Source organism: Paenibacillus sp. JT31N11, from assembly GCF_056269285.1.
In genome coordinates this window covers 1,566,671-1,587,316 of record NZ_JBWDNQ010000001.1, presented here as the reverse complement: position 1 = coordinate 1,587,316, position 20,646 = coordinate 1,566,671, and the positions used below count along the sequence as shown (strand labels likewise).

General features: G+C 47.4%; 19 protein-coding genes and 1 pseudogene. 8 read left to right on the top strand and 12 right to left on the bottom strand.

The features are described from left to right. The first annotated feature begins 76 nt into the window (after nucleotides 1-76). Nucleotides 77-841: an IclR family transcriptional regulator gene (locus tag AC0YNV_RS06875; protein WP_475766936.1), complete on the top strand. Its 765-nt coding sequence runs from the start codon at nucleotides 77-79 to the stop codon at nucleotides 839-841. Nucleotides 842-987: 146 nt separating this feature from the next. On the opposite strand, the gene AC0YNV_RS06870 is transcribed toward AC0YNV_RS06875, so the two are convergent. After that, nucleotides 988-1,488, bottom strand: a complete 501-nt coding sequence (locus AC0YNV_RS06870) for a MerR family transcriptional regulator (protein ID WP_475766935.1) — start codon at nucleotides 1,486-1,488, stop codon at nucleotides 988-990. 799 nt (nucleotides 1,489-2,287) lie between these two features. On the opposite strand from AC0YNV_RS06870, the pseudogene AC0YNV_RS06865 reads away from it, so the two are divergent. Beyond that, nucleotides 2,288-2,431: pseudogene (locus AC0YNV_RS06865) on the top strand (ABC transporter permease); the annotation flags it as partial. 431 nt (nucleotides 2,432-2,862) lie between these two features. Here AC0YNV_RS06865 and AC0YNV_RS06860 read toward each other — a convergent pair. The 9 genes from AC0YNV_RS06860 to AC0YNV_RS06820 all read right to left on the bottom strand — a co-directional run bounded on the left by AC0YNV_RS06860 (nucleotide 2,863) and on the right by AC0YNV_RS06820 (nucleotide 10,959). Continuing rightward, on the bottom strand, nucleotides 2,863-3,306 hold the full coding sequence (locus AC0YNV_RS06860) for a VOC family protein (RefSeq protein WP_210040240.1): 444 nt from the start codon (nucleotides 3,304-3,306) through the stop codon (nucleotides 2,863-2,865). Between the two features lie 58 nt (nucleotides 3,307-3,364). Next, nucleotides 3,365-4,339 (bottom strand): NAD-dependent epimerase/dehydratase family protein, encoded by a 975-nt coding sequence (locus tag AC0YNV_RS06855; RefSeq protein ID WP_210040241.1) that lies wholly within the window; start codon nucleotides 4,337-4,339, stop codon nucleotides 3,365-3,367. Between the two features lie 64 nt (nucleotides 4,340-4,403). After that, entirely contained in the window at nucleotides 4,404-5,285 is an 882-nt protein-coding gene (locus AC0YNV_RS06850) for a TolB family protein (RefSeq protein WP_475766933.1), read from the bottom strand. 28 nt (nucleotides 5,286-5,313) lie between these two features. Further along, a complete protein-coding gene (locus tag AC0YNV_RS06845) occupies nucleotides 5,314-5,766 on the bottom strand; it encodes a VOC family protein (RefSeq protein ID WP_475766931.1) in 453 nt (150 codons plus the stop codon). Nucleotides 5,767-5,858: 92 nt separating this feature from the next. Then, nucleotides 5,859-6,767 carry an NAD-dependent epimerase/dehydratase family protein gene (locus AC0YNV_RS06840; RefSeq protein WP_475766930.1) on the bottom strand — a complete coding sequence of 303 codons (909 nt, stop codon included), beginning with the start codon at nucleotides 6,765-6,767 and terminating at the stop codon, nucleotides 5,859-5,861. A gap of 19 nt (nucleotides 6,768-6,786) precedes the next feature. Further along, nucleotides 6,787-7,686, bottom strand: coding sequence for a carbohydrate ABC transporter permease (locus tag AC0YNV_RS06835; RefSeq protein ID WP_210040245.1), 900 nt, complete (start codon nucleotides 7,684-7,686; stop codon nucleotides 6,787-6,789). A gap of 14 nt (nucleotides 7,687-7,700) precedes the next feature. After that, a complete protein-coding gene (locus AC0YNV_RS06830; protein WP_475766928.1) occupies nucleotides 7,701-8,618 on the bottom strand; it encodes an ABC transporter permease in 918 nt (305 codons plus the stop codon). 141 nt (nucleotides 8,619-8,759) lie between these two features. After that, a complete protein-coding gene (locus AC0YNV_RS06825) occupies nucleotides 8,760-10,445 on the bottom strand; it encodes an extracellular solute-binding protein (RefSeq protein ID WP_475767321.1) in 1,686 nt (561 codons plus the stop codon). A gap of 277 nt (nucleotides 10,446-10,722) precedes the next feature. Beyond that, nucleotides 10,723-10,959, bottom strand: coding sequence for a hypothetical protein (locus AC0YNV_RS06820; RefSeq protein ID WP_475766926.1), 237 nt, complete (start codon nucleotides 10,957-10,959; stop codon nucleotides 10,723-10,725). A 623-nt stretch (nucleotides 10,960-11,582) separates the two neighbouring features. Between AC0YNV_RS06820 and AC0YNV_RS06815 the strand changes: the two genes are divergently transcribed. Together AC0YNV_RS06815 and AC0YNV_RS06810 are read left to right on the top strand one after the other, a co-directional pair. Then, complete coding sequence (locus AC0YNV_RS06815) at nucleotides 11,583-12,416, top strand: 3-keto-disaccharide hydrolase (RefSeq protein WP_475766925.1); 834 nt, start codon at nucleotides 11,583-11,585, stop codon at nucleotides 12,414-12,416. Nucleotides 12,417-13,429: 1,013 nt separating this feature from the next. Then, a complete protein-coding gene (locus AC0YNV_RS06810; protein ID WP_475766923.1) occupies nucleotides 13,430-14,230 on the top strand; it encodes a DUF2935 domain-containing protein in 801 nt (266 codons plus the stop codon). 101 nt (nucleotides 14,231-14,331) lie between these two features. On the opposite strand, the gene AC0YNV_RS06805 is transcribed toward AC0YNV_RS06810, so the two are convergent. Next, nucleotides 14,332-14,700, bottom strand: coding sequence for a VOC family protein (locus AC0YNV_RS06805; RefSeq protein WP_475766922.1), 369 nt, complete (start codon nucleotides 14,698-14,700; stop codon nucleotides 14,332-14,334). 204 nt (nucleotides 14,701-14,904) lie between these two features. On the opposite strand from AC0YNV_RS06805, the gene AC0YNV_RS06800 reads away from it, so the two are divergent. From AC0YNV_RS06800 to AC0YNV_RS06785, 4 genes are all read left to right on the top strand, one after another. Further along, nucleotides 14,905-16,017: a GerAB/ArcD/ProY family transporter gene (locus tag AC0YNV_RS06800; RefSeq protein WP_475766920.1), complete on the top strand. Its 1,113-nt coding sequence runs from the start codon at nucleotides 14,905-14,907 to the stop codon at nucleotides 16,015-16,017. 156 nt (nucleotides 16,018-16,173) lie between these two features. Further along, nucleotides 16,174-17,304, top strand: a complete 1,131-nt coding sequence (locus AC0YNV_RS06795) for a LysM peptidoglycan-binding domain-containing protein (RefSeq protein WP_475766919.1) — start codon at nucleotides 16,174-16,176, stop codon at nucleotides 17,302-17,304. Between the two features lie 264 nt (nucleotides 17,305-17,568). Continuing rightward, nucleotides 17,569-18,375, top strand: a complete 807-nt coding sequence (locus AC0YNV_RS06790) for a phytanoyl-CoA dioxygenase family protein (RefSeq protein WP_475766917.1) — start codon at nucleotides 17,569-17,571, stop codon at nucleotides 18,373-18,375. A 95-nt stretch (nucleotides 18,376-18,470) separates the two neighbouring features. Further along, nucleotides 18,471-19,301, top strand: a complete 831-nt coding sequence (locus tag AC0YNV_RS06785; RefSeq protein WP_475766915.1) for a helix-turn-helix domain-containing protein — start codon at nucleotides 18,471-18,473, stop codon at nucleotides 19,299-19,301. Nucleotides 19,302-19,340: 39 nt separating this feature from the next. On the opposite strand, the gene AC0YNV_RS06780 is transcribed toward AC0YNV_RS06785, so the two are convergent. Next, nucleotides 19,341-20,639: an ABC transporter substrate-binding protein gene (locus AC0YNV_RS06780; protein ID WP_475766914.1), complete on the bottom strand. Its 1,299-nt coding sequence runs from the start codon at nucleotides 20,637-20,639 to the stop codon at nucleotides 19,341-19,343. Between the last annotated feature and the right edge of the window lie 7 nt (nucleotides 20,640-20,646).

Sequence of the window (20,646 nt, the reverse complement as noted above, 5' to 3'; positions counted from 1 at the left end):
TTACAACTTTACTATACTGACTTTTATTCAGTATAATGAATAATAATCTGAATGGCAATTGAAAAGGAGCTCAATTATGGAAAAAAGTACGAAAAAGGATTATTCAGTCCCCGCCCTGGACAAAGCGGTACTCATTCTGCACGCCTTGGCGGAGCAGGGCTGGCTGTCGGCGCTGGAGCTTCATGCTCAACTGAATATTCCCAAATCAACCGTTTTTGTATTGCTTAATTCGTTATCCAAGAGCCGGATGGTCGAACGGCATGCCGACGGAAGATACGGACTCGGGCATGCGACATTTTTACTGGGAATGAGCTATTTCCGTGATCTCGACATCCGCCGGATGGCGAGACCCCATTTGGAAGGCCTTGTCAGCCAAACGCCTTACACGGCTCATCTGGCCGTTCTCGCCGGACAGCAGCCTGTTTATATCGACAAGGTGGAAGGCAGCGGCTTCGTCCGCTTTGCCACCTTCATCGGGCAGTCGCTGCCCCTGCATTTGTCGGGAGTGGGCAAAGCTCTGGCCGCCGGAATGAGCCGGGAACAGGTTGCCAATGCTTTAGAGGAGTTTCCGGATATGCGGGACGCGGAGAAATCCGCTCAGCAGCTCCTTGAGGACGTTCAATTTATCCGTCAGCACGGATTTTCCATTGAAGATGAGCAGATGGAAGAAGGCATCCGGTGTATTGGATCCCCCGTTTACGATTTATCAGGCAATATTGTTGCCTCCATCAGCATAACCTCGTTGTCACAGGATTTGCCCGCCATCAAATTCAACTCGATGGGCCAAAAAGTACGCGAAGCGGCGATTCATATTTCTCAGGAATTGGGCTTCAAGCAATAGCTTCGGCTCCTTCGATCAATGACTTTCCGTTATTTTCTTGACTGAAGCGCAGGCAAAGTCCGGCCCGAACGCAAACAAGGCTCCCGGTTTTAAACCGGCAGCCTGTTTGCGTTTATACTGTTTGCAGCTGATTACCATCGCTCTAATTAATTCTTCTTTGGCGCCAGATCATCCGGCTGCTCGCCCAGAAACTCGCCGAGCCGGTCGAAGCTGCGCTCGAGGTTCACTTTCCGCTCGGCAAAAAACTTCTCATGGCTTTTTTTCATGAGCTGCAGCAGTTTTGTAAATTCATCAACAGAGATAGCTTCTTTCGTACGCATTAAGCCAAGCACGTATTCCAATTCTCCCAGAAGCTTTTGCTGAATGAGAATATTATCGTGAATACGCTTAATCTGCTGGGACACAACCTCGATGGGACTATAGTGTTGTCCGAGCAGCACCGATTTTATTTCTTCCAACGACAAATCCAGTTCCTTGAGCGCCAGAATTTGATGCAAGCGGGATATATCCTCTTCGTTATAAAGCCTGTGCCCGGATTCAGAAAATCCCGATGGGGAAAACAGGTTTATCTGATCGTAATAACGCAACGTCCGGATCGTCAACCCGGTTAGCTTCGCAAGCTCTCCGACCTTCCAAGTTTTGTTCATTATCCTCTCCTTTATTCGCGCTGGACATTTACCGGTATCTTTACTATAAAACATAACGCAGCGTAAGGCACAAGGATTATAATATTTTAGGTAAAAGGATCGGACACTTCATTTTTCTTTTTTGCGGTATCCATTTTTTCATTTAACAGCTTAGCCATTCCTGTACTGCTGGCGGCTGTTGAGTTGTTGTGTTCAGTGACACTATAGTTGTTACCTGCAAAATCCAGTATTATCAAGCTATTTCGGGTTTTTGATAAACTTTACGGGCAACACTTAAAAGTCAATAATTTCCTCTGTATCCTGGAATGCTAGTTCTTAGTCACCATCTTGTCTCAAGATTAGTTTCAACTTGACCGAATTAATGATACGCATCAATACTGGCGATGCTAGCAAAGAGACCCTCGGTCCACTATGTTTGGTACACTGATACCACGTTAATCTGTCCGTTAGCGTAACGAAAATGGAGCAGCCGCGGCCAGTAAACTGCTCCAAGATGTTTTGAACTCCCTCGGTACCCGTTAGCCATACATGCAGCGCAAGCGCTGCACTACAGATGATGAAAATGGGTAAGAATATCTTAGGGCTGGGAAAGGAAGGTCGATAAGCTATGGTGCCTTAGAGCCCATCTGTTAGTCTGACTTGGGCGGCCACGGTGCATCACAGATTGTCGCTCCCTCTCGGGAAGCACTCATGGGAGATTAATCCTACAGAGGCGCTCCTTTTTTGACAAAGGCCAAATCTTAGGCCCTACAGGAATGTTTAGGTTAATGATAAAACCTGGAAAGCCTAGGTTATTAATGCACACTCGATTATCTTCCTGCCGTTTATCAGCTCGGCGTTTGTGCCGACCGAGTCGATGCCGTCGGTCGTTCGCGCCTTTGCCGAAAACCAGTCGGTGACCTCGAACGTGGAGGCTATCCGTGCGCTACTGTCAGGGCAACCTAATTTTCCAGGGAAGTGTATTCTTTATGGTTGCTGGCCGATTTCAATGGACCCGGTTTCAGCTATCATCATTAAGCGGTTTAGACATCTATGATGGTACCGTGCCTCGGTATATCCCCCTTGGGGGTGATGTAAAAATAAATATCAAAAAAAAGCAGCCCCTTCTGCCGCAATTGCGGTGGAAGGGGCTTTCCCTCTTGTCGGGGAAGCTCCGAACTTGAAGCAAAATCTTGTAGTAGTGATCTGGAGATTAGGAGGTTTTTCAACCTTTATTATCATGACGTAGGCTAGCCAAAAATGTCTTCCACCATGAAGCCAGAAAGTACGACCTGAAAGAAAATCCAGATCATATAGCTCCATACGGTCATCTCAAATGCTCAAGCTTTTATTAGTGGTACCTAGCTTATCCTGAGCCAGTTCGATAATCAAAATTTAATCAATATCGAGAAGTTCGAGAATGACACCTAAATCGTCTGTACTTTCCACATAAGCATATTTATCGCCATTTTGAATAAGCGGGAAGCCGAATTCCTCCAGCTTAGCTGCCGTTTCAAGCATTCTGTTCTTCGCCTTAAATGCGATGTGATGGACTCCAGGGCCTTTTGTATCAAGAAATTCCTTCCATGTAGTAGGGTCCTCTGTTGGTTCAATGAACTCTACAACCAGATTCTCCATGTGAAAGAAAGATAGCCTTACCCTTCCTTTCGTGGGCTGCCCCATATAGGTAACCGTATCACTGCCATCTTCATTAGCCATTATAATAGAAGGGGCGGGAACGCCTAATAGCTCGGCAAATCGACCGGTAGCCTTTTCTACATCACGAACGATCATTGCAATCTGACAAACCAGGGTCGTGCCAAGAATAGTGTTTTCCATTTTTCTTCTCCTATCTATTTTTTAATCTAAACAATTGTAAAGTTGCTCTAACTTCTCTTTACCAGACATGGTAAACGTCATGAACCTGTTCCCCTGCAAGAATTTTGCGTGCACGATCAATGTTCCACTGAATGTGATCTTTCAGATCTTCATCCCCTTCAAAGGATAATCCGAATACAATTTCCATCTTGCTTGCATTATAATAGGATCGTTTACGTTCTTCATCCGCATTCGAAATAATAATTTTACTGGAAGAACCGGTCAAATCGATTGCAAGCTGTGCAATTTCTGCCCAGGAAACAAATTTTTTACCCAGCGCCATAAAGGTTTCGTTATTGAAGTCGCTTTCTAGCAGTTTTACGTAAAGTTCTGCAATTTGTCTACCGGAAAGGAACTGAGTGCCATCGAATTTGTTAAAAGTGAGGTCTTCATTCTGAAGAACAGCCTTTGCAAGGTTTAAGAAACGAACATCAGACTGGGATGCGCCGCCTTCATAAGCCGGATTCGAGAAAATATAGCCAGGACGAATAACATTTCTTGCTATTTTGGTTTTGGTTCCGTTAACGCCCTGGCCATTGTAATACCTATTAAAGCCCATCAGATACATTTCGGAAGCAGCTTTGGTTGCACCGTACAGGTTGCCCGGAAGCAGCTGGGCAGTTTCGTCCATGCCGTCGCGCAGATCACCCATTGCAGCAGTAGAACTGGTGTAAATAAATTTATGCAGGCCAGCTCTTTCGGCGGCGTCAGCTAGGAACAGCGTAACTTTGGTATCATGTTCAAGCATTTCAACCGGGTCGTTGCCCCAACCGAGCGCGACATGTATAACAGCGTCACAGCCCTGAAGCGCCTTTTCCATTACGTCCAGCTCAAGGATATTACCCTGTACAAGGGTTATGTTCGGAAGGGTTTGATAATAAGGAATCCGGTCCGGAGTACGGGTAAGCAGTACAATTTCATGACCTGCTGCAAGCAATGCTTTAGTAACGTTTTGTCCGATATTGCCGGTACCGCCAGTGACAAAAATTTTCATAAAAATTCCTCCGCTATATTTGATGTTATCGGGAATATAATCATCGGTGCGCAAAGGGGTCTCTCTATTCCTTCAGCTTGTAGCTGACAAAAGCCAGCTTCCTGCTGTCGGGTGACCAAGAATTGACGTTAATGGTGCCCTGTCCGCCAAACAGCTTGACCAACGTACGGAACTCTCCGCCTGCGCTTCCTATTAAGCGAATTTCTACATTTTTGTTTGCGGGATGGGCGCCAGGAGCAACATCGCCCTTGTGATAACTAATATAAACCACCAATTCTCCGTCAGGGGATACATGCGGGAACCAGTTATTGCTCTCATCGAACGTGATCTGCGTTTGCTCGCTGGAATCGACATTCATGCGCCACACCTGCATAAGGCCAGTTCGTACCGAGTTGAACCATATGTGCTTGCCGTCCGGTGAATATTCGGGGCCGTCATTCAATCCGGATGAATCCGTTAACTGCGTTTCTATGCCACCGTTTATAGGGATGGTGTAGATGTCGTACTCGCCGTTTCGCTCTGCGCAGTATGCCAGCGTGTTTCCGTCCGGTGACCAACCGTGCAGATAGCTGGGGGCCATTGGCGTGATGAGTACCGGGTTGCCTCCCTGCAAGGGGAAAATATAAATACGGGACCGGCCATCCTCGCAGGTATGATGGCTAACCGCGACATGCGAGTTATCGGGCGAAAGCACATGGTCGTTATTGCACCGAATCGCATAACCGGATTCGATCGCTGTACTCTCCCCTGTAGCGAGGTCAAAAGTGTAAAGACGGCCAAAGCTGTTATATACGAGATGCTTGCCGTCGCGGGTCCAATTAGGTGCCTCAATCAGAAAATCGAATTCGGCCAGGACGCTGCGTTCGCCGCTATAAACATCCACCGTTTCCAGGATACTGATCACATTTTTTCCTTCTGTCTTGTGGGGTTCTTTCACTGTATTCATCGTTTAATCTCCCTAGATAAGAAATAGGCTACGCCCGGGGCTTGATGTTCAAATTAACGCCCAAATCGTCCTCGCTGTCGACAATGGTCCAGCTGCTGCCGGGATAATAACCGATCGTTCGCATCTCATATCCCACCTCTTCCAGTTCACCGATAATTGCGTCACGCTTGTCGCCAACCTGGAAGCCCAGATGATGCACGCCGTTTCCATGCTTATCCAGGAACTCTCGGAATGTACTGTCGTGCTCGTCCGGTTCATGCAGTTCAATGACGAAATTGCCAACCCGTATATTCGCGAGCTTGAGTCCGTAAAAAGCGGGTTTTCCGCGATACGTCAAATCAGGGTTGCTGGCAGGAGGATTATTGCGGATCTCAGGCACGGGAATATTAAAAAATCTTGCCCAGGTCTCAGCAGCCTTTTGGATATCTTTAACTACGATTGCGATCTGAATAAAGCCGTCAAAGCTGATGTTGTTCTCCATAAAAATACCTTCCCCATTTCGTTAATTAAGTTATAACGCTTTCATGACGTTCCACATGCCGATCCAGGTAATGTGCGGGACTAAAGGTTCTTTTACAACTCCAATGTGCTCAAATATCGGATATGCTTCTTCATATACTCATCAGCCTTGAAAGCAAACCCAAAGGTATTCTTGATTTGCGAGATATCTATGGGCATGCCCTCAGGCTCGGGACGGCCCTTGTCCTCAAGAAGGATTTGACTTTTGGAACCAAGGAGGTTTACCGCCATTTGCGCGATCTGAGCCCATGTACGGAATTCAGTGCTTACAGCGGTAAAGTAGCCGCGGTCCAATTCATCGGAATGGAGCAAAGCTGAATATACTTTTGCAAGGTCGCCCGCCCAGATGAATTGCGTACCGTCATTCTTGATAAAGGACATGGGCTCGTTCGCAAGGGCGCTTTTGACCATATTTGCAATTTTTCGATCGGGATAGAGAGGCCCGCCCTCCACGCAGGGATTGCCAAAGGTATAACCCGGCCGCACGATATTTGCCTGAAGCTGATACTGAGAGGCAATAGCCAAGAGATAAGCCTCTGTCGCGGCCTTGGTGGCGCCGTAATAAGTCTTTGGCTTTATAAAGCCCCTATCATTGTTGGGTGCCGTGCCAAAGCTTGCGATGGAAGAGGTATAAATGATTTTGTTTACTCCCGCTTCCGCAGCTCTCTGGAACAGGCGAACAGAGGGCATCGTTTCGTTTACTAACATTTCCTCCGCTGACCCGCCCTGCTCCGGCCACGAAAGCGCGATATGGACGCATGCATCTTGTCCCGCAAGCCCTTTAGCGATGGCATTCGCATCGTCCATTTGTCCTGTAACGAAACGGATATGCTCATGACCCACAAAACCTGGGACCTTGTTTGCATTTCTGGCAAGGAGTGTGACCTCATGACCATGCAAAAGCAGTTCCTTGACGACATACGAACCGATAAACCCGGTACCGCCAGTAACAAATACTTTCAATTTTTCGCTCCTTCCTGCATCATTCCTTTACGCTGCCCATCACAAGCCCGGTTGTGAAATACTTTTGCAGGTACGGGTAGATACATAGAATTGGTATCATCGCTAAGAACATTTGCGCTGCGCCTGTGGTGCGGGCGCTAACCATAGACAGATATTTGGATAAATTGCCGCTGAGATCGGTGTTGTTGCGCATAAATTCCTGTGGATTCACGACAACCGTTTGCAAGTATGTCTGCAACGGATAGTTTTCAATATGGTTCATGTAGATCATGCCGTCGAACCAACTGTTCCAATGATCTACAACCGAAAACAGAGTAACTGTCGCGATCGTGGGAATCGAGACCGGCAAAACAACTCTAATCAGCGTCTGCACATGACCCGCACCGTCGATGTACGCCGCTTCCAACAATTCCTTTGGCAGGCTGCGCATGTAGTTCATCACGACCAGCATGCTGAAAACGGGAAGCGCGCCAGGCAAAACAAGAGACCATATGGAATCGATCAATCCGGTATTCCTCACCACCATATACGTAGGAATCAAACCGGCGTTGAAGAGTATGGTCACAACAAAGAACCATGAGAACATACTCCGGGCCCTGAAATCCGCTGTTGATTTCGAGAGAGGATAAGCTGTCAGGATGATCAACAGCAGATTGATCGGCACGCCAATCGCCGTCCGCTGGAGTGAGACCAGAAGAGACATGAAAAACTTCGAGGTGTTCATAATAAATTGATACGAGATTGTAGTAAAGCCAACCGGAAAAAAAGTAACCTCTCCCGCATCGACTGCAACTTTGTCGGAGAAAGATACCGCCAGCAGGTTGATAAACGGCGCTATGCATACAAATGCAACAATTAGCAGGAAAACTGTATTGCAAACTAGGAATATTTTACGTGGTATGGAAGCTTTTATTCTCATAGTCCTACCCTCCACTAGAAGACTCTATATCCTGTGAATTTGTCAGCCAAGTAATAAGACATAATGATAAAAATCATAGATACACCTGACTTAAACAGGCCTGCAGCCGTGGAGAGCGAGTATTGAGCCTGCTCAATGCCCAGTCTGAACACGAATGTGTCCAAAATATCGCCGGTGGAATAGACCACAGGGCTGTACATATTATAGATCTGATCGAAACCGCCGTTGAGGATATTGGCAAGACCGAGCACGGTCATCAGCACGATAATAGATGAAATACCGGGCAGGGTAATGTGCAATGTCTGCCGCCAACGGTTTGCGCCGTCGATAACTGCGGCTTCATAAAGCGCAGGGTTTATGCCTGTAAGGGCAGCCAGGTAAATGACCGATCCGAATCCAAAAGCCTTCCACATATCGGTCACTACCATCGTGCCGGGAAACATGTTCGGATTGCCAAGGAAATAGATCGGTTCAATTCCAAGCTTGGATAGAAGTATATTTACAAAACCCGCGCTCGGCGACAAAAGATTAATAAGGATACCGGATAATATGACCCATGACAGGAAATGCGGCAAATAGACCAGCGTCTGGAAAACGCGCTTGGTAAAAATATTCTTGACTTCGTTGAGCAGCAGCGCAAACACGACCGGAACGATGATGCCTGCAATCATTTTACACAATGCAATAATGACCGTATTTCGTATGACCGGCCATATATTCGGCATTGAAAACAAGGTATTGAAATTTTGAAAACCTACCCACTGTTGGTGTCCGAACATACCTTTTGCCGGAATAAATTTCTGGAACGCGATCACAACGCCGGCCATGGAGCCATAGCTGAAGACAGCCACCAAAACGATTGCGGGGAGCAGCATCAAATACAAGGGAAGCTCTCTTAACAGCTTGTCTTTACGTTTCAGATTTACAAACATCTTTTGTCCACCACCTGTAAATGATTTGGGCCAAGGCCAGCTGCTTCCTGCGGTTCGGATAGACACAGCGCTGGATAGCGGCAAACCTTTTTAATTAACTGAGGCGGAAATATCCCGCCGCAGTCCTTAAATGAGAATGACTTATTTTGCCGGATACATTTTGTCAAGCTCGTCGAGAGTCTGCTGACCGCCCGCCTTCAGCCACTGCTGTACAAAGGTATCGAAATAATCGACAGGCTTAGCGCCAGTTATGATATTGGTAAAGGCTGTGATCGTGAGCGTATCCAGAGAAGCAACATTCGTCAACCACTCATCGGGCCTTTGAATTCCCAGGATGCTCTGGACGATCGCCTTATCGGGAATATACTTGTTCAATACAATCGGCAGAGAGCCTGATTTCGACATCTGGCCCCAGGTACCGAAGGCATTGTCGTCTTTTGCGAGAGATCCATTTTCAAAGCCAGCGATATAATCATATAAGGGCTTTGCGGCGGGGGGCAGGCCGTCAGAGGAGCCTTTGTCGAAGGCTTCCAGCAAAGCAGCTGCGTAAACCTCGCCCGGTTGATCGATAAAGACTGGGGAGAGCCTGTACTGCTCATCCGCCCAGTATTTGAGGTAGTCCTCCTTCGTGGAGTAATTGACAGTCTGATCGTACAGATTGAGTATATTGATGGCTGCTTCGGGATGCTTGAAGTCCGCGCTGACCATCGTCATCTGGCCGACAGCGTTGCTCTCGATACCAATCTTATAATCGTAACCGGACTCCGTGGGAATGGAATACGGATGTACGATAACGCCATCCTTTTTGTAAACATTATTGTAAGGATACCAGGTGCCCCAGTTGCTGCCGTAAGCCATACCGATTTTGCCGCTGGTAATATCTTCAACCAGCGCGGATTCATCTTTGCTGGTAAATTCCTTGTTGATCAGGCCTTTCTTATACATATCTGCCAACAGGGAAAGCGCTGCTTTCATGTTCGGCTGGATCCAGGCAAAAGTCATCTTGGCATTCTCGTCGCGGTAGAACATACTTTCGTCGCGTCCGGGAACGCCAAACGCAGAGACCAAACCAAGAATACTGCCGTGGTTTTGTCTGATCAGATCCTTGTTGAGGGCAAGTCCATACGTGTCGCCATTTATGCCGTTACCGTCCGGATCGCCGGTAGCGAACTTCTCTGCAAGAGCGACCATTTCTTCGATGGTCTTGGGAGGCTGAGAATTGGTGTTCTTCAGCCAGTCCTCACGAATCCATAGGAACGGCGCCTCGTGGAAGTTGTCGTTCATGCGCGGTATGGCATACAGCTTGCCGTTTACCGTAGCGCCATTAAACGAATCAGGAAATCTTTTCTGATATTCCTTGAGCGAATCAGAAGCGTATTTGTTATAGACATCGGTGAGATCGGCCAGCTGTCCATTCTGTGCCAACTGCAGAAAAACATTAGCATCCTGCGTTTTGAATATGTCCGGCAGGTCGCCGGAAGCAATGACGGCATTCAGCTTGTTTTTGTAGGCGTCGGTACTGCTGTCGGCAGAGAAGGCAACCTGGAGATCGATATTGAGCTTGTCTTTGATTAAGCGGCTCCAGCGGTTATCTTCCCAGGTTTCGTTATCAAGGAGCTTTGAAGCTGCCGCCGTTTGAACGGCCCATGTCATTGTCACTGGTTTCTGATATTTCCCGTTAGTGTCAATTTCGGGGGTATTGCTGGTACTGGCTGCATTTTCATTGGTGCTTGGATTGGATCCCGTGGAGGCGCTTTCACAAGCTGAAAAGGTAAGCACCATGAGCGCGGCCACCAGAACGAGCGGTAGAACTCTTCTGGGTTTCATCTTTTTCACGTATAATTCCTCCTTTAATTTGCACATAGAAATTACGTTAATGTAATCTAGATAATAGTTAACTTATTGCCTTTGACGGCTTTGTGTGATCTGTCTTGCGAGGCTAGATCAGCGTGAATCCCCCATGAATGCAGTCGTTGATTACACTCAGGTATCTTCGCAAACAGTAGACGCCAACTACTACGACATCACCCCTCTCATAAGCTGCATCTTCGTAAATGCGTGTTAATTTTTGGAGATAAGAAACCTGAAAACTGCCTAAAAAGAATTATTTTGAACACGTGTTTATTTCGGGATAAAAAATCATAGATTTTTCTTTATAAGTTTCTGGAAACCAGACTGCCCGACCAATCGTGATCTCTTTAAAACCCGTTCGATGCTTTAGCATATCGTTGAAAATTGGCGCGGCGCCGAATGTCCCTTTACCCTTTTTATTGCATCCGTATTCTTGGTTTATCCGGGCTATCTCCTCGTTTTTGATCTTTGCGTTTTTCAATGATGTCAAAGATGTCAGCCTCTTTCGTGAACACGTGTTTATGTACTCATAATACATAGCTTATTAAAGCGCTGTCAATCCTTAATTTATAAAAAAAGGAAACAAACACTATTAATCGGTTCTAATATTTTTTTATAGCATTAACACGTGTTTATGATATAATTGCACAAAATAGAATATTCCGACAAATATAAGGCTGGTATCTGCGTTAGAAATGATATCCCCTTGTAACGGAAGGTGTGAACCCGCATGACAGACGAGCAGTTGTTGGAAGAATTGTTAAAGGAGGAGAAGGAATTACAATTCGATTCAATGAAACGGCACTATGTATCGGGATGAAGATCATTGACCGAGCTAAGATTTATGGCAAATCGATAGTCGATCGTTATTTTCTGGATCCGTCTCGATACGCTCCGTTTAACGGGGCGTTTCCTATAGAGTCCGCTGAGCCGGCGTAATTGGTTCGGTTTCCGTTTCCGGCTTGCCCGGAGATCAGGACCATAAGCTTGTCACTGCGGTTTTGAGACAAGTTATCGACGATCCGCAGTCCAATGAACCGCGGGTTCATCAGCGAATAATCTGACCGAACTAAACTAATTAGCCAATGATTAATACATACACTAGGAGGCATCATGTATAAAAACGACGCAGCGTTCATTCCAATCTTTGACGATAAAACACTCACGGGTTGGCATTTCGTCCCTCGCTTGCCTATTCCCCGCGCCCCCGGCGAACCTGGACCGGATACGACGACCGAGGAATACCGACGCGCCGCGCAAACATCGGGAAAATGGACTGTTGAGGATGGTGCAATCACGGGACGGCAGGATCCGCCCGGATGCGGTTACGGCGGTTATCTCCTCAGCGATGGGGTATACGGCGATTTCGAGTTGGTCTTCGAGGCACATCCCGACTGGCCGGCGGATACCGGCATTCTGGTGCGTGCATCTGCTCTCGGTTCTCAAGGGTTCCAAATCCTTCTGGATCACCGCCGTTCGGGAAATATAGGTGGTATTTACGGCAATGGCATCGGCGGCTTCCATGGCATCAATTTCACCCTCGATGCGAAATACGATGAGCAAGGTAATCCCGTGGGGCTGAGACTGGAAGACCCCGCGACCACCATCGAGCCCATGACACCAGACAAAACGGCACTTCTTGAATATGCGGCAACCGGTGAGCAGTTTCTGTCTATATGGAAGTGGAATAATTGGAATGAATTCAAGATTCGCGTCGAAGGGGCGTCTCCGCGGATCACCGTCCATATTAACGATACGAAGATTTCTGAAATCGATACGGCAACCTTGAAGCACCCCTTGTATAACGCCGCGGCGGTCCGGGATCTGCTCAGTCCGAAAGGACACATCGCCTTCGAAATCCATGATAACGATCCTGGCATGGGCGAAGCGCGCTGGGCGCCGAATGCGGCTTGCAGGTGGCGCAATATACGGATTTGCGAGTTTTAGACGACCGCAGAGCGTGATATGTTTCTTGGTGAGAACGGTCGATCATATCGACGGTGCGCGCTCCCTTCTGACGGGCACCGCGGCTAACAAGTCGATCCGTACAGGGCAGGCAGTTAAGGTGGATCAGTTGGTCAAATTTTATAAATAGAGTTACAATCGTTTGAATCATGAATAGAGAAGAATAGAGCTGCTTGCAGAATTTTCTGCAGCAGCCATATTTTTCGCCTATTGCATGCGGTATATTTGATTCCTTTCAAATAATCCCCAGACTTTTATCATGTTTTCCATTATGTCCAGTTTGGTGCTTTTAGTGGCTCTCTCAATCGAAGCGGGAGTACAAATATTCTGTTTTGTCTGCTCCTCAAAATTAATTTCCTTCTGAATCCCCTCGTCTAAGGAAGAGCTTATTCGATCCATGGTATTATTTGCCGATGGATGATATTTATGCAGAACGAGAGGGCATATGGTGAATCTCTCTCCTAAAAGGCGTTAATTCGAAAGAGATGACAAGATGGCCATCATTGAGTCATTCATCCTCATCGAAACTCGTCCATCTTTATAAAGCCCTCCCCAATTCCAATAGGATTTTCATTTTTATCACTCAATCATATACAGGAAAATTATCATTGTGGGACTTCCAAACAATTGCCTTTAATAGGAGACAGAAATTCTTGCTGCATTTTGTTAGTTGCATACCTGTCCAAGAGCAACCATTTGACTTTCATACTCCTTCACACGCCGGTAAAACGTATTGGACTTCATTTCCAACAATTTCATGGCTGCTGTAGCCGTAATCACACCATATTGAAGTGGGCGCCGCCTTACGCGGAGGGATTGGTCAATGATACTTCCTCCTTAAAATATAAGAAAGTCCCGATGTGCCTAAGCTCATCTAGTTATGTTAACTTTTTGATTTTACCTTGCAGCGATTTACGCGGCCGTTCAAGCGAAAATGAATACCCCGGAGAATTCTCTCATACATTGGAACATATGAACTGCGGGAGTTGAACGCCATGCCGGATCATGAAGCGCAATTCGAGCATCAATTTTGGCTGCAAATTTTGGGGGATCATTCGCGGTTTATTCATAACACCCTATACCCTGCCGAACACAAGGATATCGAAGCATCGGGACAATTCATTCGCCAGTTCGATTTGCTGCTTGAACGATCCCGGCGGCCGCTTGACGCTGCGCAGCTTTCGGAATTGAACCATTCTGCCCATCGTACAGCAGTCAGCCTGCGCAGCTATAAATTGAATTTGCTGGAACGATCCCTGCTTGGCGCCGTCAAAATCAACATTACGCCTTCCTTTCTGAATCATATGGTAAACGAGATAGAAGAATATATTCGCATCCTTGACGAACTGCTTGCAGGCAAATCCGTACCGCATTACCCTCCCCTTCATCATGATCTGTTATGGCTCTCGGATGCCGCTTTTCATTCTTCAGCCATCGCAAGCAACCTGGACCTGGTCGAGAGGCAGCTGTTTGCCAGGAGCAAAATATTCGAACAGCATTTTAGCGATTTTTATTTGAAAGCCATTGAACTGGCCGGTTATTTGCGGACGATGAGAAAGCAGTATCCTTCGTTTGTGCGGTTCCATCGGGACATTAATTTGGAAATGGCCATGTTTATGGCCTTTTTGAAGGAATTGGAGCAGCTTGATTTGAGCGAGGAGCTGCTAGGCAGCTTGAATCCGCTTCTTCCGGACCATATGTACCGGGAAGAATGCTATTATTTGAGAAAGCTCGCACAATCCGGGGAAATATCCGTGCCGGACTGCGATCCGACTACGCCTCGGGTAGAAAGCTGAAATCTGCGCTCTGTTCTTTAGTCCATAAACATGCTCCAAACAGGAACGGCAGTTCAAGCCCGGGCGGGTTTAGCTGCCGTTTTTGTTTTGGTAAGGGTTGATCAACGATTCAGGCATGTCACTTCGAATAAAAGTCCGTCAATTGCATTGAAATAAAGGCTGTAACCATCCCTGATTTTTCTTGGCCCATGATCAGGCCCGATATTTGCCGCTGCAAGCCGGTCATAGAAGCGGTCCACCTCTTCCGCAGTATCGACATAGAATCCAATATGAAAGTCTTTGGGATAAGTTGATGATTCACCTCCGAATGACCTTGTATTGCTCAGTACGAGGGTGAAGCTTTCTCCGTCACTCATGATGGCAACGGCATCTCCCTTCCGCTCCAGCAGATGAAAGTCAAAAATTTTCTGAAAAAAATTACTTGCCTCTGAAATGTCATGGACACATAAGTTCAAATGGTTAAGCTTCATGCGAATCTCTCCTTGGCTATTCTAATTATGTTAGATTAATCTAACATAATTAGAATAGAATACGCTGCAGCAGTTGTCAAATAGATTTTCCGACTAATCAGGCAAATGGACTTTGGCGAGTCTTCTTCTGTATAAATTTGATTCAACGGCAAATAATACCAAGTGTTCAACAGAATTGGATCATTGGAACGGGGGCTGGATGACATGAAACAAAACGAAATGATAAGCCCTTCTCAAATGGCCATGCTGCTGCTTGCGTTTACACTAGGCTCTTCGATTGTCTTTATCCCGACTCCGGTCATCGGCGCAGCCGGCAATGGAGCCTGGATGTCCATAATCCTGGCTGCAGCCGCAGGAGTTCCCGGACTTCTAAGTGTCCTGTATCTGCATCGCATCTTCCCGGACAAGTCCTCCATTCAGTATCTTGGCGATGTATTCGGCAGATGGATCGGAACAGTATTTACGATAATCATTTTTTTGGTAATGGTGTTAATGATCGCCAACATCACAGTTGGCGCAGGCGCCTTCTTCACCACCACAATGATGCTTGACACCCCCTTGTATATATTTCATTCCCTGATTCTCTTCGTTTCCGCGCTTACGGCGCTGGCGGGCATCGAAGTGGCCGCACGGATGTTCTCTCTGTCCCTTGTAATTATGCTGGTAACGATCATAATTATTTTGGTCTTCGATTTGGGGAAATACCATCCAACCCATTTACTGCCTCTGTTCGCGAGCGGCGCTTTACCTGTTCTGCATGGTGCGATTATCAGCCATGGTTTTCCTTATTCAGAAATATTTGTATTTTCTCTGCTCCTTTTTTATGTGCGCCCCGCCAGGAATGAGCCGCTGGGCAGAATGCTTATTTCCGCATACGCTGTCAATATGATCATCTTTCTTGCTGTAGTCCTATGCGCCAGCATGATCTTTGGCCAAGCGGCAGGCCAGCGTAATTTCGCCTTGTATGAGATGGCCCGCGTGCTCGAGATACCCGGTTTTGCCATAAGGATCGAAGCGATTTCCGGTATTACGCTGATTGCAGGCTCTTATATCAAATCGACCATCGCATTGATAGCGCTCAGTTCGGGAATCGCCCGTATTCTGAAGCTGAAGGACAGCCGCTCCGTCATACTTCCGCTAACACTCCTGTTGTTGTTTATGTCGTTGACGATGTTCTCGACACAAATGGAATCCATGATCTCCTGGTCCGTCATCGTGCCGGCCGTCAACGTCCTTGCTACCACACCCATAGTCCTGGGGGCGGTTATAACCCTGATAAAGCGCAGCTTCGGCAAGAACGGGAAATCGAAAGCATAAAAAGCAATGCTCGCGGCATTGGTCCTATCATCTTCCCTCCCAGGCGTAGTGCCAATCTCCTGATTTTCTTTATGTTCAGTTTATGGACAGATAAATATAGTAAAATAGATGGTGTGTAAGAAAGAGATTCTTAAAATAGGAAAGGAAGATCATGCTTTGAACAAAGACTCGACAGGCAGTGATTACCGTCCCAGAGCCACACGCACGAGGAAGAACAAAACCACCCTGATGATCCTGCTTGCAGCAGCGGCCTTGCTCATTATCATTTCCGGAATATTGTATAGTGTTTTTACAGCACCAACCGGCTCCGGACAAAAGCAGACCGCAGCAGGGAATGATCCGGCTGCCAATGAATCGGCAGAAAATAATACTTCATCTCAAAATGAAATAACAGGGAATGGACCAGCTCAGAACGACAGCTCTGGCAACGATACGCTGACCGGGGATGTACCGGCTGAGAATAATGCTTCCTCAAAAAGCGAGCCGGACGGCAATCAGGAATCCGGCAATTCGGACACATCCGGGACAACGCCCGATCCAGGCGAACTCCCTGCCGATAATGCCGGGACTGAGAATCCGGCCGAAGCAGGCCAAGGAGAACCAGCTGTCCCAGACGACAGTCAAGAGGAAATACCCGCCGGGAAGCCGGTCAATAGTGGCGGCAAGGACACAGCGCCCTCTGTTCCGGAGACGAAGCTTCCTGCTACATATGTCGTCAGAAAAGGGGATACGCTGTCCACGATATCCATGAAGTTCTATCATTCGAAGCAGCATGTCGATCTCTTGGCAGAGCACAACCATATCGTATTTATTAATGATATGAAGGTCGGGGACACCATCAAGATCCCGTCCCTATCTTCAGATGCCGGATCAACACCCGGGAAGGAGCAGGATATCGACTACACCAAGGTCACCTTGCCGGTAACCTATATGGTCCGCGCCGGAGATACCCTGTATAAAATCTCCATGCTATTCTATCAATCGAAGGATTATGTGGATCTGATTGCGAAGAATAACAAGCTGGAGAAGACCGAGGAATTGAAAGCGGGAAGCTCATTGATCATCCCCGCCCTTGCGGTAAAGACTCCGACTGGCGCCGATAACAGCAAGGACGAGGCCGCAAAAGAACATATCGTTCAGAAAGGAGACACTCTTTCAAACATTGCCAGGAAATACTACGGTTCCGACAAATACATAAAGCTCATTGCGGAATACAATCAGTTGGCGGATAACGATGACGTCAAGGTCGGCGATGTATTGAAAATCCCCCCTGCCCCTACTCCATAATAAGCAGGAGTTCGGAACGCCATAGCGAGGCTTCGCCTATCATAAAAGCTCCAACCGCGAAATTCTTCGCGGTTGGAGCTTTTACCGTTCAGCCGTGCAAGAGTGTCATACCCAACAGATCATACCCTCTACGGATATGATCAGTCACCTTCAAATAAAACAGCAATTTTTGGTGGATATTCAGCAATCAAGCACCTTTTTTTCTTCCTGCTGCTGAATATACAATAAAGGTAGAAGCGCAATAAATTTGGGGAGGAATTATTGATGGAACTGCACGGTCTGACAGTGGAACAAAAACTGAGCTGGGAGCGGGACGGTTATTTGGTGCTTGAAGACTTCCTGGCCCCTGATGAGGTATCCTTTCATAACGAGCGGCTTGATCATGCATTCGAAGTCTGGGAATCCAAAGGAGGGCACAACCCCGCCTCCGGTCAGTTGAATCACGTCCAGCAGGTATGCGGGATCATTGAGTATGATGACGCGTTTCTTGAACTGATGGAGCATCCCCGGATGATGTCGATCATGAGAGACCTTCTTGGCCATTCATTTGTCATGATCGATAACGACGGCTTGATCAAGCCGCCGCAAAAGGAAAGCCACACCGGTTGGCATCGGGATACCGGGAATCTGCTTTATATCAATGAGAAAAAGATTCCCTTCATGGCGAAAGTGTTTTATTTTCTGTCAGACGTAAAATATGATGGCGGGTGTCTCGCTTTTCTTCCTGGCAGTGTCCATATGCCAAACGAAATCCTGCCCAAAGTGGCAAAGCAGGAAGACATGCCCGGACATGTCCGGATGAGTGTCAAAAGAGGTACAGCCGTCATTTTCAACGGTTACACGTACCATTCCGCGCTGAATAATTTCACAGAGGAGACCAGGCGGTCGGTCATCTACAACTATGCGCCGTCGTTTCTGCGCACTTGGCCCGGATATGAGCCTTCTGATACGCTTAAGACCAAAGCCCATACGAACCTGCGAAAAATGCTGCTCGGCATGCTCCCGTGGACTGACGATCCCCAGGCTTTCCAGGAACCTGCAGCTGTACCTGCGGAAACAGGGAAATACTAATAGCTAACAGATGCCTTCAGGATTTATTCCTGTGGGCATTTGTGTTTTCATATGTTACATTTGCATGAATACGACTCTTATAAAGGATGCTGATCATGAAGTTTGAATGGCTTTCCACACCGAGCCCTTTTGCCAGATCCACTCTCTACTATCCGATAATCGGGGGATTTGATCCTAATTCCCAAGACTTTTTCTTCGAGCGCGATTATTATCCGGCTTACGAAATATTACGGATTACACAAGGCAGGGGCTCGTTCCGTCACGGGGAAACCTGGATCGGTCTCGGCGAAGGGGACTGTTTGCTGCATGATATGCGTCATCCCCATGCCTACCGCGCAGATCCGGCCGCTCCCTATCAAATGCGCTATCTTGTGTTTGACGGTTTGGACCTTGAGTCGTTATGGACCCGGTTATTCCATGGTCCGATATTACTGATTTCTTCACAGTCCGCCGACTGCCCGATTGACCTGACACTCCGGACCATTATCGACGGGATGCAGGATAACGATCCGCAGAACGAATGGAAGCAGTCCGCCTTGATTTATCAGCTGCTGATGCATTGTGCCCGCTTTTCAAATTACGACCGCTCGGTTTTTCGGAAACCGGACAACGTCGAACAGGCCAGACGGTACATCGACTTGCATTATTTGACTATCGCCAGCATGAAAGAAGCAGCTGAAGCAGCCAACCTTAGTTTATATCATTTTATCAGGCAGTTTAAAAAATATTACGGGTATACGCCCAAGGAATACGTTTTGCTGAAACAGATCAATCATGCCAAGCGGCTTCTTATGCAGACCGACGCATCCGTGGGCGAAGTGTCGGAACAAACCGGCTTTGAGAGCTATAATGCGTTTTTACATGCTTTTCAAAAATCGGAGCAGAGCTCGCCGTCGATGTTCCGCAAAAATTGGAAAAGGACCTGAAGATCCCGGTAAATCCCCGGCTCCTTCAGGTCCTGTTCATTACTTTTTCGAAATGATCTCGTTGACCTGCTCATCCAGCTGCTTCAATCCTTCTTCCACTGACAATTTGTTGTTGAATATCTGGTCAGTGATCGGGGATATCGCTTTATCCTGAGCCTCGCGCCAGTTGAGATGATAAATGTCTCCGATCATGCCGTAATTCATCCAGTCGAAACGGGCCTTCTCATAGCCTTCTGGTGCCCATTGCGGAAGTTCCGCGTTCTCCAGGGAAGGCTTGTGCACCGGAATCCAGGACTGCTGCCTGGCAAGAGTTTCCTGGTTTTCAGTCATTGTCCATTTGATAAACTCCCAGGCTTCTTCCGGATGCTTCGATTTTTCTGTCATGGCATAGCCGCCCACCCAGTATGGAACCACACGATTGCCATCCCACTTCGGAATCGGCGCCATATCAAAGTGAAGGTCCTTCGCCTCCTTCAGCGAGCCCAAATCCCAGTCTCCTCCGACATACATCGCAATTTTGCCCGTCAGGAAATCTCCTCCCAATGCGCTCGCCTTCGCTGCGTCCGGGGCAACGCCGTATTTAAAAATCAGATCCTGCAAGAACTGCAGCGCATTCCTCGTCTGCGGAGTGTTAAACGTCAATTTTTCCGGATCATGAATATTGTCCGTCAAGGCACCGCCCTGCTCCTGGCTGAGCGCCATCCACCCCCACCAGGCCCCTAAAGAATTGGTCGTGCCGAATTGAACGGTTTTGTCGCCATCCTTGACGGTCAGCTTCTCCGCCGCATTCAGGAAATCCGTCCACTCCCAGTCCGCGGTCGGATATGGCACACTGCCCTTATCGAACAAATCTTTATTGTAATACAAGACCAGCGTCTGGTAGTTTTCCGGGGCAACATACATGCTGCTGCCGTCGAATTGGAAAGGCTTGAACAGCTCCGCGTCATAATCGGCCATGTTTAAATCCCGGTCAAAATAGGGCTGGAGGTTTTTCATGAGTCCTTTTTTATACCAGGCATAAGCGGGAACATCCCAGTAAAACAGGTCAACCGGCGAGTTGGAGGCCAGCGTCATTTCGATTTTCTTAAACGTTTCGTCCCATGGAAGAAGCGTCATATTGACATGAATATTCGGATGAGAATCGTTAAACCGCTTGATTTTATCCTTTTCTTCTTCATCCAGTGCGGGTCCATTCGACCAGCGGATAAAATTCAGTTCGACTTTTTCCTTCGCCCCGTCCGAGGCGCCATTTTCCGTTCCTCCCCCGGAACAGCCGTACAGGATAAACAAAATCATGACCATAACCGATACGAAAGCCACCCTGCTTTTCCGCTTCATACCCAAT